Below are 14,372 nucleotides of genomic sequence, written 5' to 3'. Positions count from 1 at the left end.
TTCAGCCCAATACTAGCGAGATTTTCAGAATCCAGCACCAATAGGGCATTTCCGGTATCGAAAACGCCCTAGGAGGAATGGAGAAGCGTTTGAAGAGACTCCCCACTTAGAAGTTTTTGCAACGATTCCCACACCGGCTTTCCGTGTTTTTGCAGGGTAGAAATGACGCTACGAATGATACAGAAAGCCTTGGCATCGTCTTCCTGACGAAACGTTCCGGAAATTTTTTGTTTGACTTTCACCATCCGCAAATCGCGCTCAGCTTGGTTGTTGTCAAACGGCACTTCTTTCTTTCGCAGGAAGAGAAGCGCTTCTTGTTTGCGCTTTTCTAGGCGCTGGATGAAATGTTGCGCGTTGCGGACGCCGTCATGCTTGCCTTGTTGGCAACGTTCATCGAGTTCTCGGCGACCATTCGCTAGACGCTCGTCGTACACGGCTTCCCAATACCGGACTTCCTCTTCCGGTAGAGCCCCGCCCGCGTTCTCCACCGCCTGTTTCATCTCCAACAACGCTTCGGCCATCTCTTTCGACCATGAATGGCCGTACAGTTCGGTATATGCCCGAAGCTCCCGGAGATGATGGGCATGGCAAAGCGCATGGCTCGCCTCTCTGTACATCGGGTACACCGAATACGCATCATGCACCATCGTTCCTTTGTACCTCGGCAAGATCCCGATGTCGTCCGTCGCTTGCTTGCCACGAGAACGATGCAGTCCGTATCGGGTGGCCTTGGCAGTGGAAGCCACGTGCACCCATTGGTTCTTCCCGTTCACACGCAGACTTGTTTCATCGACGTGTAACGTCTTGGACGCGAGCAACGCCGTTTCGATCTCTTCGGTCACTGCTTCTAACACAGGGAGCCATCGTCTCGTCATGTTCACGACCGTGCCTGCACTCATCGAATGGTTCACTAACGCTTTGACCATCTCGGTGACACGCTCGCACGGGATCAACTGTGCATGGTTCCAGTATAAAACAAGGGAAGTGAGGACGGGCCCGTACTGGACATGATTCGTGACATAAAAAGGAAACTCTGCCTGCTGGACAAGATGACATTCCGGACAACCCTTTACTTCCCGTTCGTGTTGAGTCACTTCCATTCGAACCATTGGGAGGTCGAACACTTGGCGAATGTCTACTTGAAGCGGAGCGACATGTTCTAAAGAGTGACCACATCCTTCGCATTGGGTCACGCGGTGAATGACTCGATGGTCAGGATTCGGTACTTGGCGGAGCGTCGTTCCTTGGTGTCCCGGCTGCCCGCCCGGCTGTTTCCCCGACGTTTGGCGAGAAGGAGATTTCGCCACAAACCGGTCAGAGGACGGCGGTAAATGGCTGTTGGTACTGTTTTTTTTTGTACGGGCTTCTAACTCTGCGATACGTGCTTTCAATTGTTGGTTTTCTTGACGTAGTTGCTCGTTTTCTCGAATGAGTTTTTTCATCATTTGTGCTTGATACTCGATTTTTGCGACCATGCTTTCGAGTGTAAAGACCGCTTGTTGGAAATCAAAAACAACGTTTGCCATCATGTTCACCTCCCTTGTCTTGGATGGTACTAGTATAGACAAGGGGAGCGAGAATCAACCAGAGTTCGTAAACTTTTTCTATGTAACGGCTGAATAGTTACACAAGAAGACGCAGTGATCATTGCCATTCATCTGTTAGGAAAGTTGCTTGGCTTCTCTTCCGAACGTGCATGGCATCGCTTTGTTACTGGGAACTTGTTCACGGATGGACGTTTTCTCGAACGTTCTCGATACCATCGCCGTTGCCGATCGCTGCGCTTTGCGATCAAATGGATTCGTCATGAACTGGCGAAACGTGGGCAACACCATGCCTATGCGGTCGTAGATAGCATGCCAATCGAGTTGTGCCATGCCGCAAGAATGTACCGTGTCAAACGATTTCAAGGCATCGCTGACATTGGATTTTGTGCATCGAAAAAGCAGTGGTACGATGGGTTTACGTTTCATCTTCAAGTGACAGATCAAGGGCTACCTATGGGATACGTGGTAACCGAGGCGTCCTGTCACGATCGAACTGCAGCTGAAACCGTCATGACTCAAATTCCTCACCCCTATAACTTGGGTGACAAAGGATTCATCAGTAGTGAATTGCAAAAAAAGTTGTATGAGGCGTACCAAATCGCTTTTTGGACTCCATCTCGCAAAAACCAGAAACACCGCCCATCTGAGTCATGGGAGACATGGCTCAAACAAAAACGGAAAGTCATTGAAACGGTATTCTCCGTCCTTGTTGACCAATATCGTATGACAGACATTCGTGCGAATTCGATTGCGGGATTTGAAGTAGCACTCGATGGCATCTTGTTGGTGTATTCGCTTGTAACACTCGGGCTAGTTGAGCGCTAGCGCTCAACTAGCACCACGGGTTATCGATATCTTAAGCTATTAAAATCAATCAAATAACAGGGTTCACCATTTTGTTCAATTCTACAAAAATCTTCATCATTGGCTTTATATAGTCAAATCCTTCTTCTAACCCCCCTCGTATCAATACTGATAAATATAATTTATCTTCTAACGATAAATTGCTCTCGGAAACCTTTTCATAGTTACCTTCATAATAAGTATTAGATATGGCTTCTCTCTTTCTGATTTCTTCAAGAAGCTTCATTTCTTCTCTTATTTTTTTACAGGTTTTACACCTACATTTATCATGATTTTCGTGTTCACAAAGAGGGCAATATGGGGATTTTTTCATAAAATAATAGCTTGATTTTGATTCCCAATCTTGCACAAAGGGAACATTACAGTATAGACAATTTTCTTCAAGTATTTTTTTGGGGAATATTGTATAGAAATTTGAATTATTAATTTTCACATTATATTCTTCTTTTAATTTGTTTACTGATTCACCGGCATAGTATCTTTTTATCAACTCAACTATTTGTTCTTTATCTAAATGTTCAATTCTACGATCAACATTTGAGAAATCTAACATTTGGATTTTCAACTCCATAATATAATCCCCTTTGATAAAAAAATTAAAAAAACACACGTTCGATTACATTAATTGTAATCGATGCCGTGTGTTTTTTAAACAACTTTTTTGTAATTTAAACGACTTTTTTGTAAATTAAACAACTTTTTTGTAACTCAACAAACAGCCTTTTCCCAACGAACCGCTCACTCCACCGTCACGCTTTTCGCTAGGTTGCGCGGTTTGTCGACGTCGCAGCCGCGATGCAGGGCGGCATAGTACGCGATCAGCTGCAGCGGCACGACCGAAACAAGCGATGTAAGGTCCGGATGAACGGCCGGGATGACGAAGCGGTCGCCGTCGCCTTCCAAGCCGCGCATCGAGATGACGCATGGGTTCGCGCCGCGGGCGACGACTTCTTTTACGTTGCCGCGAATGCTTAAGTTGACGTGCTCTTGGGTGGCGAGGGCAATCACCGGCGTACCGTCCTCAATCAAGGCGATCGTGCCGTGTTTCAGCTCGCCGCCGGCGAACCCTTCCGCTTGGATGTAAGAGATCTCCTTCAGTTTCAGCGCGCCTTCTAGGCAGACATAGTAGTCAACCGCACGGCCGATAAAGAAGCAGTTGCGCGTCAACGTCAAGTAGTCGCGTGCGATGTTCTCCATTTCTTCTTTCGCATCGCACAGCATTTCCATCACATTGGCGACGATGGCGAGCTCTTTCGTCAGGTCAAAATCCAATTCGAGGCCTTTCGCTTTCGCCGCAGTCGCCGCTAAAATCGCCAGCACCGCGATTTGCGCCGTGTAGGCTTTCGTCGAAGCGACGGCAATTTCCGGGCCAGCGTGCAACAAGAGCGTATAGTCGGCTTCCCGCGACAGCGTCGAGCCTGGGACGTTGGTGATTGTAATGGCTTTATGGCCAAGTTTGTTCGTTTGCACGAGCACGGCGCGGCTGTCGGCCGTTTCCCCGCTTTGCGAAATAAAGAGGAAGAGCGGCTTTTCCGACAGAAGCGGCATGTTGTACGAAAATTCGCTGGCAATATGCACTTCGACTGGAATTTTCGCCCACGACTCGATCAATTGCTTGCCGACAAGACCGGCGTGGTAGCTCGTTCCGCACGCGACAATGTACAGGCGGTCGGCGTTCAGCACTTCGTTGATGATCGCTTGGTCAATCGTCAATCCGCCGTGTTCGTCTTGGTATTTTTGAATGATGCGGCGGGTGACAAACGGCTGCTCATCAATTTCTTTCAGCATGTAATGCGGATACGTCCCTTTTTCAATGTCGCTCGCATCGAGTTCAGCCGTAAACGGCTTCCGTTCGACTGTTTCACCGTTTAGCGTTTGAATCGTGACGTTCTCGCTCGTGACGATCACCATTTCGCCGTCCATCAGTTCAACGAATTGGTTCGTCACTTGGAGCATCGCCATCGCATCGCTCGCCACGACGTTAAACCCGTCACCGAGACCGGCAAGAAGTGGGCTTTTGTTTTTCGCCGCGTACAACGTTTCCTCGTTTTCCGCGTCAATCATGGCGATGGCGTACGACCCTTTTAACAGCGAGAGCGTTTGGCGAAACGCTTCTTCCGTTGTCAGCCCGTCACGGACGAATTGTTCCACGAGCTGGACGATCACTTCCGTATCCGTGTCGCTGCGGAACTCGACATCAGCCAAGTAGTCGCGCTTCAGCATCTCGTAGTTTTCGATGACACCGTTATGCACGAGCGTAAAACGGCCGGAGGCGCTTTGATGCGGATGGGCGTTCACCCGGCTTGGCGCCCCGTGCGTCGCCCAACGGGTATGGCCGATGCCGATCGTCGCTTTGACGTTCGGGTCGACGATGCGGCGCAAATCGGCGATCCGTCCTTTTTCTTTAAACACATGAACCCCGTTCTCATTTAATACGGCGATCCCTGCCGAATCGTAGCCGCGGTACTCGAGTTTTTCCAATCCGCGCAACAAAATCTCTTTCACATCTTGGTAACCGATATAACCAACAATGCCGCACATGGCCACATTTCCTCCTTTACCATTGGAGGCTGCCGCTAACGAGATCCTTCCATGTTCAGTTGTCAAAGAACAACGGGGCCTCGCCGTCACTGCGGCAGACTCCCCTTTCTAGTTGCGCGATGACATCCTCCCCTTTGTGCAAAGGGTCACCCCTTTGTTTTAAGAGAGGACTTGCGGCTGTCATCGCTCCAGCCGGGAGGCATCCGCCGAAAACCTCGATAAACCTCCTCCTCGTCAACTAAACGCGCTTCCGTTCCCGCGCTTAGTCCAGGCGCTTGTTTCGTCGTCAAAACGAAGCAACAACCAACGATATTTGCGGCTTTCTTTGTCCTATAAACCCGCTGCGACAAGCCGTCGTTTCACGATCTCCGCTCCGCTATCGCCTCCTTTCAGGTAAAAGGCAACAACGTTAATATTACAGCACATTCCCAGCGGCGTCAACTAGTATCTATCCTGAAAGGTTGGTGAAAAACATCGGTTTTCTTTAGTTTGGAGAAAAAGTAAACACTTTTTAAATTATTTTCTATTTAAAAAACGATGCTGGGAAGCAGGTGCGCGAGTAAATCACCGGCCTTCTGAAAATACCCGAATTCCAAAATGCGTAAAGTTCCAGCATACAACATAAAGACATTTTCATCCTTCCGATGGTGACAAAAATGTTTCGTCATGGAAGTCTATAAAATAACCTATGCATAAACGAAAGCGAACGTTCCGTTTATGCATAGGATGGTTCAAACAATCGGTTATTCGGCCCCCATTTCACGGCGGACAACATCGGCGATCCGCTCCACATAGGCGCGGCACGCCTCTTCGGTTGGAGCCTCAGCCATAATGCGCACGAGGGGTTCCGTCCCTGACGGACGAACGAGGACGCGGCCATTGCCGTTCATCTCTGCCTCCACTTCCTGAATCACTTTTTGCACTTGTTCGTTTTCCATTGCCTTTTCTTTATCCTTTACCCGTACGTTCACAAGCAGCTGCGGGTATTTTTTCATTTCCGCGGCCAATTCAGAAAGCGGCTTGCCTTTGACTTTCATGATGTTGACAAGCTGGAGCGCCGTCAACATGCCATCTCCCGTCGTGTTGTAGTCGAGGAAAATGATATGACCGGACTGCTCGCCGCCGAGATTATATCCATTTTTGCGCATGGCTTCGACGACATAGCGGTCGCCGACCGCCGTTTGCACGCTTTGGATGCCCTGCGCCTCGAGCGCTTTGTAAAATCCAAGATTGCTCATGACCGTTGAAACGACGGTTTGTTGCTTGAGACGACCGGTTTCTTTTAAATATTTGGCGCAAATGTACATGATGTGGTCGCCATCCACAATGTTGCCATGCTCGTCCACGGCGATCAGGCGGTCGCCGTCGCCGTCAAACGCAAGGCCGACATCAGCCCCTTTTTCTTTCACAAACGCCGCCAGCGCCTGCGGATGGGTGGAACCGACTCCTTCGTTAATGTTGAGGCCGTTGGGCGAAGCGCCCATCGTGATGACATCGGCGTCCAAATCGGCAAACAAGTAAGTGGCCAGCGATGACGTCGCCCCGTGCGCGCAGTCGAGAGCTATTTTCATCCCGGAAAAGTCTTCTTCGTCAATCGTCTGTTTGAGATATTGCAAATATTTTTGCCCGCCTTCAAAGTAATCATTCACTTGGCCTAACGCCGCGCCAATCGGCCGCGGCAACATATCTTCGGGGCTGTCGATCAGCGCTTCAATCTCCGCCTCCTGCTCGTCCGACAGTTTAAACCCATCCGGCCCGAAAAATTTAATGCCGTTGTCTTGGACGGGGTTGTGGGAAGCAGAAATCATGATGCCGGCTTGCGCGCCGAGCGCTTTCGTCAAATAGGCGACGCCTGGCGTAGAGATCACGCCAAGCCGCATCACTTCCGCTCCGATCGAGAGCAGCCCGGCGACGAGCGCGCCTTCCAGCATATGCCCGGAAATGCGCGTGTCACGCCCGATCAACACTTTCGGACGCTCTGCACTTTTCGTCAGCACGTATCCGCCGCAACGGCCAATCCGAAACGCCAGCTCCGGCGTCAACTCACGATTTGCGACTCCACGTACACCATCAGTGCCAAAATATTTGCCCATTCGTTCACTCTCTCCTTACTATACAATTTATTGGACAGCTGCCTTTTCGCTAATGTCGATCATCGCTGTTTCCGTCGATGGCTGCCATTGGATTTGCTTCGGATTGTCCCAGCGAATGGGAACTTGATGCTGACCGGTGCCGAGCCCACTGGCATCCACATACAGTCGGACATCGTCTTTCGTCAACCCTCGGACGATATCGGGCGGCCCCATCAGCCGCACGGTCAGCTTGCCTCCAACCGGTTGGACAAACGTCGCTTCATAGGAGTCCGGCAAGCCGACGACCTCAATGGGGACGTCCTTCCATGTTTGTGTGACATCTTTCTCTACGTCGATGCGCACCTTGATTTTGTTTGGCTTGACGCTTTTGACCCCATCGGGGACTGGAACGTCCACTTCCACTGTCTTATCATCTGTCACATCATCCAAATCGACGGTCAATCCTTCCAACCGATCGATCCGATTTAGCACGTCTTTCGGACCGTAAACGGTCACTCGGTTCGGCTCCGGCGTGATGCCGACGAGATGAACGCCATCCGGAAGCTCACCTGTCGTTTGCACATCAACCGGCACCGCTTTGCTTGGGCTCTCCACCGGCACAGTGACTTGAACAGATGACGGCTTCGGTTCCAGATCCAATTCATTTCCGCTCCGATCGTACACGCGAACGCGGGCTTCCCGCGTCACCGTTTCCGTCGCTCCCTCCAAGTCAACAATGGCTTTCACAAACGAGATGCTGTCAATCAACTCTTTCGCCCCGGTAATGGTCACCACGTTCGGTTCAACGGTCGGTTCCCCGACGGAGTAGCCATCCGGCATTTTGTTTCGATTAAAAAATTCAACACCAATGGAAAACTGTTTGGACACTTTTTCGCGAATCGTTACTTTTACTGAAGCCGGTTGTATATTCACCTTCAGTTTCTCAGAAACATCTTTGTATTTGATCGGAACCGTGTAGGTGCCTAAGGGCAAGTTCGTCAAATCGACATACACTTCGAAATTTCGTTGCAGAGCTGTCGGTTTGACAATGCTAGCCGGACCTTGAAGCGTGACATTGACATACTTCGGCACGCCGGAAACGATCAAGTTTTCTTCGTCATAGTAAGCAACAACCGGAACATCTGTCAACGTTTCCGTATCTTCTTGCCCAAACGTGTTGCGTGTTTCGCCAGTTTTCGCCCCGACATTGGCCGACATATACAACATGATCGCTAGCAATAAGGAAACAAGGCGAATAAACCACGGATGATCCATTAAGTTATCCATGTTTCTTTCCCCTCCATTGCCAACGGGAAGAAGCGGGCGCCTTCGCCACCGGGACGAGCTCGCCTGTCAGCAGCTCCCGAAACTCATCCATCGTCAAATCGCGATATAGTTCGCCGTTTTTGGTCAACGATACCGCCCCCGTCTCTTCTGAGACAACGACCGTGACGCTGTCCGTCACTTCGCTGATGCCGAGCGCCGCCCGATGGCGTGTTCCGAGCTCTTTGGAAATAAACGGGCTTTCCGATAGCGGCAAATAACAGGCCGCGGCCGCAATCTGGTTTTTCTGAATGATCACCGCCCCGTCATGCAGCGGCGTGTTCGGAATGAAAATATTGATAAGCAGCTCCGAAGACACGTGCGCGTTTAGGGCTATGCCCGTTTCCACATAATCGCTCATTCCGGTTTCCCTCTCGATCGAAATGAGCGCGCCAATGCGCCGTTTTGCCATATACTCCGTTGCCTTTACGATGGCTTCCACCATTCGAAGCCGTTCTTCATCCTCATTGACGGTATTGCGCGTAAACAGCCGCCCGCGGCCAAGCTGCTCCAACGCGCGCCGCAATTCCGGCTGAAAAATGATGATGATGGCAAGGAACCCCCAAATGATCGCTTGGTCCATCAGCCATTGCAGCGTGGTCAACCCGAGATAATTGCTCACAAAGCGAACCAAAATAATCAAAAAAATGCCTTTTAACAGCTGAATGGCCTTTGTCCCGCGAATCATCATCAGCAGTTTGTAAATAACGTACCATACAACGAGAATATCGACCACTTTCAGCAAATAGGACACGATGGGGAGCTCTTGGAAGGACATCTTCACACTTCCTTTATCTCTAATTCCGCTCCGCTCACGGCCATGGAAAAAGCCATCGGACGATGGCTGCCATCATTCGAGCGATTGGAGCGCGTGATTGACTTTCTCTTTAATATTATACCAAATCCATTCAAACACTTGATTAATTTCCTCGATTTCCCCGGTCACTTGCCCCGCTGAGGCCATATATTTTTTTCCGTGAATCACGGTGACGTTCCCATCAACCGTTCCTTCAATGCGAATTGAACCGTTGCGGACGACAATGTCCCCTTTCACCGTTTCCCCTTTTGGCACAATGACCGTATGATCGCGAATGATAACGTGTTCATCCGCCGAAACGGAAAACGCTCCGTTCTCTCCCCACGAAGAGGCAAAGCTGCCAACCGTAAGCAGCACAAACAGCGAAGCGGCGGTCAGCAACGGATGCCCATGCATCCAGCGGCGCAGCCGGGCGCTTTTTTTCTCTTTCGGCATCATTTTCATTACCTTCGTCGTAAAAGCCGGGGGCGCTGTTAGATGAGCGGCATATTGCAAAAAAGCAACGGTTTTTTTCAACTCATGAAAATGGGCAGCGCAGGCAGCGCATGAGCGCAGATGTTCCTTCAGGCGCTGCTCTTCCTCCGGACGAAGATCGCCGTCTAGATAGTGATGCATAAGCGATATCATTTCGTTTGGACATTTCATTCTTTCCCACCCTCTTATAAATGGCCCAATTGTTTGCGCAATGCTTCACGGCCGCGATGGAGCCGCGTTTTCACCGTGCCGACCGGCAGCCCTAAAATATCGCTGATCTCTTGCAGCGACAAATCTTCGATATACTTTAACACGATTACGCTGCGATATTTTTCCGGCAACCGCTCAATGGCCCGCTGAACCGTTTCTTGCAGTTCCAGACTTTCCACCGCTTCTTCAGGAGAGGCTTCACGGGAAGGAAGCTGCGCTTGCATCGTCAGTCCATCCGTTCCATTCACTTCCTCATCCAAGTAAACATCCGGTTTCCGCTTTCGCAGCCGATCAATGGTCAAGTTGGTCGCAATGCGATACAGCCATGTCGAGAATTTCATATCAGGGTTATAGGTGTTAATATGAACATAGGCGCGAATGAATGCCTCCTGGGCCGCATCCTCCGCCTCGTGTTGATTGCCAAGCATTCGATAACAAAGGCGGTAAATTTTGTCTTTATACAAATCAACAAGGTCGGCGTAGGCATTTTGGTCGCCTTTTTGAACCGCCCTAATCCTTTTTTTAATAAACAAGTCCATAAAATCCAATACCCCCGCCTCGCAGCTCACCGTATACTACGGCGCTCCACTGCAAAAAGTTTCAGGCAACACGTTTATTGTACCATAGAATGAAAAAAGAGGGGCAGCCAAATCAAAGCCACCCCTCAAACCAACGAACGCCAACCGAAAAAGGACATTACTGCATCAACCATATGGCGGCCCACTTGCGCGCCGCGGCCGCATCACCATCCGCTATCGGCAGGGAGGAGATGGCGGCATCCGCGTTCCGGCAACCGGTTGACGTTGGTGCTCAATCAAATCAACTTTTCCCCAAACAGCGAACCCATTAAAGCGACGGCTACGGAAGCGGTTTTATTCCGTTCGTCCAAAATCGGGTTCACTTCTACAAATTCAGCAGACGTAATCAGTTGAGCCTCCGCTAACATCTCCATCGCCAAATGGCTCTCTCGGTACGTCAATCCCCCGATGACCGGTGTCCCTACTCCCGGTGCGTCGCTCGGATCAAGCCCATCTAAGTCAAGCGATAAATGAACCCCATCGGTCCGCTCTTTTAAATAGGCGATGGTTTCCTCCATCACCTTTGTCATGCCAAGCCGATCAACTTCATGCATCGTATAAATTTTGATTCCTTGCTCCCGAATAAACTTCTTCTCCCCCTCATCTAGAGAGCGCACACCGATCAACACAACATGCTCCGGTCTGACTTTCGGAGTATATCCCCCGATTTGTGTTAACGAAGGATGCCCAAATCCAAGGCTCGCCGCCAACGGCATGCCGTGAATATTTCCAGACGGCGATGTCTCTTCTGTGTTGACGTCGCCGTGCGCATCATACCAAATGACGCCAAGGCGTTCATAATGTTTCGCCACCCCGGCCAGCGTGCCGATGGCAATGCTGTGATCGCCACCAAGCACCAACGGGAAACGCCCGCGTTGAACCACTTGATCAACCGCCGCAGCGAGCTTTTCGTTCGCCTCCGCAACCGCTTTCAAATTGCGCAAGCGTGGATGCCCCTGTTCATGAATCCGATCCGCTTTTCCAATCGGAATGTCTCCTAAATCTTCGATGTCATCGTGAAGGCGTTCAAGACGCTCGACGACACCAGCATAACGCATCGCGCTCGGTCCCATATCGACACCGCGGCGCGTTTGTCCTAAATCCATCGGAACACCGATAATCGAGATTGGTTTCATGCTGTCTCCTCTCCTTTCCGTTTCCCATTGCCCTTTTATTGTAGAGGAAAGAAGGGAGATGACTCAACTTGACAACCTTTCGAATATTTATACCGATTTGCCACCTAGCGTGCCTAAACCCGCCATCTTTTCGTGCCCAAAGCGCGGCCTCATCTCCATGCTGTTGAACCTTTTCAGCGCGTTCATCGATGGTTTCTTCGACAAAAAACCAGGCTCGCTCTTTAGTGAAACAAAGAAAAAGCAACCCGTTTTCTAAAAAAGGGTTGCTTTTGATGGAGCCTATCGGGATCGAACCGATGACCTCCTGCGTGCAAAGCAGGCGCTCTCCCAGCTGAGCTAAGGCCCCGCCCAAGCGGAAGACGGGACTCGAACCCGCGACCCCCACCTTGGCAAGGTGGTGTTCTACCACTGAACTACTTCCGCACATGGTGAGCCATGGAGGACTCGAACCTCCGACCCTCTGATTAAAAGTCAGATGCTCTACCTACTGAGCTAATGGCTCATGGTGATCATAACACTCTAAGTACTGATGAGCTCTACCTGCCTCTTCCTCTACGAGCTGTTTCAAGGAAGCTTGGTGCGTCGAGGCAACTCGCAGTCAACTCGAAGATGCATCGCTCGTTACTGAGCTAATGGCTCATCGTTAGGATACACTCAAATATTTGACGATGTCCCTTCCTCTGCTAGCTGATCCAAGGATGCCGAGTGCGTCGGGACAACTCGCAGCGATTTCGAAGATGTAGCGCTCGTTGCTCTACCTACTGAGCTAATGGCTCATGGTGATCATAACACTCTAAGTACTGATGAGCTCTACCTGCCTCTTCCTCTACCAGCTGACTCAAAGATGCTGAGTGCATTGGGACAGCTCGAAGTAAGTTTCATGTTTTATGTGCAAAAAAATATGGCTGGGCTAGCTGGATTCGAACCAGCGCATCACGGAGTCAAAGTCCGTTGCCTTACCGCTTGGCTATAGCCCAACGCTATAAAGTGAAAACGCCTTATCCGTTTATTATTATGGCCTGTTCCGTGCTAATTATACCTTCTCAATCAACCGTCTTTGGGGACGGTTGATTGAGGAATGAAAGTGACCCGTACGGGATTCGAACCCGTGTTACCGCCGTGAAAGGGCGGTGTCTTAACCACTTGACCAACGGGCCTAGAAATAAATGGAGCTTCCAACCGGGCTCGAACCGGTGACCTCTTCCTTACCATGGAAGTGCTCTACCTACTGAGCTATGGAAGCATAAAATGGCTCCGCAAGTAGGATTCGAACCTACGACCTACCGGTTAACAGCCGGTTGCTCTACCGCTGAGCTATTGCGGAACGACAAATGATGCGACTATTATTTGTTTTCGACACTAATTATTATATCCATCCTGTTCTGATTGTCAACCAAGAAGTTCATTCCTTCAAAACTAGATAACCGTCGGAAGAAGCCGCGTATCACACTGTCTAGCTCCGGCCGCCATCGGCTCGCGACGCTTCGGTCCTGCTATGGCGGCATAGCCTCCTCGCAGGCCCTCCAGCGCGTTTCGCCGATCAGCGGGCGTCCTCCGCTTTTCTAGGTTAAGCCCTCGATCGATTAGTATCCGTCAGCTCCACGTGTCGCCACGCTTCCACCTCGGACCTATCGACCTCGTCATCTTCGAGGGATCTTACTCGCCTAACGCGATGGGAAATCTCATCTTGAGGGGGGCTTCACGCTTAGATGCTTTCAGCGCTTATCCCGTCCGCACATAGCTACCCAGCGGTGCCCCTGGCGGGACAACTGGTACACCAGCGGTGCGTCCATCCCGGTCCTCTCGTACTAAGGACAGCTCCTCGCAAATTTCCTACGCCCGCGACGGATAGGGACCGAACTGTCTCACGACGTTCTGAACCCAGCTCGCGTACCGCTTTAATGGGCGAACAGCCCAACCCTTGGGACCGACTACAGCCCCAGGATGCGATGAGCCGACATCGAGGTGCCAAACCTCCCCGTCGATGTGGACTCTTGGGGGAGATCAGCCTGTTATCCCCGGGGTAGCTTTTATCCGTTGAGCGATGGCCCTTCCATGCGGAACCACCGGATCACTAAGCCCGACTTTCGTCCCTGCTCGACCTGTCCGTCTCGCAGTCAAGCTCCCTTGTGCCTTTGCACTCTCCGAATGATTTCCAACCATTCTGAGGGAACCTTTGGGCGCCTCCGTTACCTTTTGGGAGGCGACCGCCCCAGTCAAACTGCCCACCTGACACTGTCTCCCACCCCGCTGAAGGGGTGCGGGTTAGAATTTCAATACCGCCAGGGTGGTATCCCACCGTCGCCTCCACCGAAGCTGGCGCTCCGGCTTCCTAGGCTCCCACCTATCCTGTACAAGCGATACCAAAATTCCATATCAGGCTGCAGTAAAGCTCCACGGGGTCTTTCCGTCCTGTCGCGGGGAACCTGCATCTTCACAGGTAGTATAATTTCACCGGGTCTCTCGTTGAGACAGCGCCCAAGTCGTTACACCTTTCGTGCGGGTCGGAACTTACCCGACAAGGAATTTCGCTACCTTAGGACCGTTATAGTTACGGCCGCCGTTTACTGGGGCTTCGGTTCGCACCTTCGCTTCCGCTCAGCGCTCCCCTTAACCTTCCAGCACCGGGCAGGTGTCAGCCCCTATACGTCGCCTTTCGGCTTCGCAGAGACCTGTGTTTTTGATAAACAGTCGCTTGGGCCTTTTCACTGCGGCTCTTCCAAGCTCTTCACCCGAAAGAGCACCCCTTCTCCCGAAGTTACGGGGTCATTTTGCCGAGTTCCTTAACGAGAGTTCTCCCGCGCGCCTTA

At 51.0% G+C, this 14,372-nt stretch carries 10 protein-coding genes, 7 tRNA genes, 1 rRNA gene and 1 pseudogene (1 of these 19 running past the window's edge); 2 read left to right on the top strand and 17 right to left on the bottom strand.

All coding sequences use genetic code 11. The features are described 5' to 3' along the window. Window positions 1-68: 68 nt before the first annotated feature. Complete coding sequence (locus NST29_RS00955) at window positions 69-1,526, bottom strand: IS66 family transposase (protein ID WP_033022449.1); 1,458 nt, start codon at window positions 1,524-1,526, stop codon at window positions 69-71. Window positions 1,527-1,619: 93 nt separating this feature from the next. Between NST29_RS00955 and NST29_RS00950 the strand changes: the two are divergent. Beyond that, window positions 1,620-2,372: pseudogene (locus NST29_RS00950) on the top strand (IS982 family transposase); the annotation flags it as partial. Between the two features lie 49 nt (window positions 2,373-2,421). Here NST29_RS00950 and NST29_RS00945 read toward each other — a convergent pair. From NST29_RS00945 to rocF, 8 genes are all read right to left on the bottom strand, one after another. After that, complete coding sequence (locus tag NST29_RS00945) at window positions 2,422-2,982, bottom strand: hypothetical protein (RefSeq protein ID WP_324699557.1); 561 nt, start codon at window positions 2,980-2,982, stop codon at window positions 2,422-2,424. Between the two features lie 167 nt (window positions 2,983-3,149). Beyond that, window positions 3,150-4,952: a glutamine--fructose-6-phosphate transaminase (isomerizing) gene (gene glmS, locus NST29_RS00940; protein ID WP_033023347.1), complete on the bottom strand. Its 1,803-nt coding sequence runs from the start codon at window positions 4,950-4,952 to the stop codon at window positions 3,150-3,152. Window positions 4,953-5,695: 743 nt separating this feature from the next. Then, a complete protein-coding gene (gene glmM, locus NST29_RS00935; RefSeq protein ID WP_033023348.1) occupies window positions 5,696-7,045 on the bottom strand; it encodes a phosphoglucosamine mutase in 1,350 nt (449 codons plus the stop codon). Window positions 7,046-7,072: 27 nt separating this feature from the next. Beyond that, window positions 7,073-8,311, bottom strand: coding sequence for a CdaR family protein (locus tag NST29_RS00930; protein ID WP_033023350.1), 1,239 nt, complete (start codon window positions 8,309-8,311; stop codon window positions 7,073-7,075). Continuing rightward, window positions 8,304-9,125, bottom strand: a complete 822-nt coding sequence (gene cdaA, locus NST29_RS00925) for a diadenylate cyclase CdaA (protein WP_033023352.1) — start codon at window positions 9,123-9,125, stop codon at window positions 8,304-8,306. The genes NST29_RS00930 and cdaA overlap by 8 nt, the downstream gene beginning before the upstream one ends. Before the next feature lie 72 nt (window positions 9,126-9,197). Beyond that, window positions 9,198-9,809 carry an anti-sigma-W factor RsiW gene (rsiW, locus tag NST29_RS00920; protein ID WP_033023354.1) on the bottom strand — a complete coding sequence of 204 codons (612 nt, stop codon included), beginning with the start codon at window positions 9,807-9,809 and terminating at the stop codon, window positions 9,198-9,200. A 14-nt stretch (window positions 9,810-9,823) separates the two neighbouring features. Beyond that, window positions 9,824-10,387, bottom strand: a complete 564-nt coding sequence (sigW, locus tag NST29_RS00915; protein ID WP_033023355.1) for an RNA polymerase sigma factor SigW — start codon at window positions 10,385-10,387, stop codon at window positions 9,824-9,826. 275 nt (window positions 10,388-10,662) lie between these two features. Further along, window positions 10,663-11,562 carry an arginase gene (rocF, locus tag NST29_RS00910; protein WP_033023359.1) on the bottom strand — a complete coding sequence of 300 codons (900 nt, stop codon included), beginning with the start codon at window positions 11,560-11,562 and terminating at the stop codon, window positions 10,663-10,665. Between the two features lie 58 nt (window positions 11,563-11,620). Here rocF and NST29_RS00905 point away from each other — a divergent pair, with 58 nt between their 5' ends. After that, complete coding sequence (locus NST29_RS00905; RefSeq protein WP_339232584.1) at window positions 11,621-11,818, top strand: hypothetical protein; 198 nt, start codon at window positions 11,621-11,623, stop codon at window positions 11,816-11,818. 17 nt (window positions 11,819-11,835) lie between these two features. Here the strand turns inward: NST29_RS00905 and NST29_RS00900 are convergent. The 8 genes from NST29_RS00900 to NST29_RS00865 form a co-directional block, all read right to left on the bottom strand. Next, window positions 11,836-11,908: transfer RNA gene (locus tag NST29_RS00900), tRNA-Ala, on the bottom strand. Window positions 11,909-11,913: 5 nt separating this feature from the next. Further along, a tRNA-Gly gene (locus tag NST29_RS00895) sits at window positions 11,914-11,985 on the bottom strand. Between the two features lie 3 nt (window positions 11,986-11,988). Further along, window positions 11,989-12,064, bottom strand: a tRNA-Lys gene (locus NST29_RS00890). 400 nt (window positions 12,065-12,464) lie between these two features. Next, window positions 12,465-12,539 (bottom strand) — tRNA-Gln (locus tag NST29_RS00885). Window positions 12,540-12,647: 108 nt separating this feature from the next. Further along, window positions 12,648-12,719 (bottom strand) — tRNA-Glu (locus tag NST29_RS00880). Window positions 12,720-12,729: 10 nt separating this feature from the next. Continuing rightward, a tRNA-Thr gene (locus NST29_RS00875) sits at window positions 12,730-12,805 on the bottom strand. Between the two features lie 6 nt (window positions 12,806-12,811). Next, window positions 12,812-12,886: transfer RNA gene (locus NST29_RS00870), tRNA-Asn, on the bottom strand. A 239-nt stretch (window positions 12,887-13,125) separates the two neighbouring features. Further along, window positions 13,126-14,372: ribosomal RNA gene (locus NST29_RS00865) — 23S ribosomal RNA — on the bottom strand (it continues 1,682 nt past the right edge of the window).

This window comes from Geobacillus sp. FSL W8-0026, assembly GCF_037966255.1.
Classification (GTDB): domain Bacteria; phylum Bacillota; class Bacilli; order Bacillales; family Anoxybacillaceae; genus Geobacillus; species Geobacillus icigianus.
This window is presented reverse-complemented; position numbering and strand designations above follow the sequence as displayed.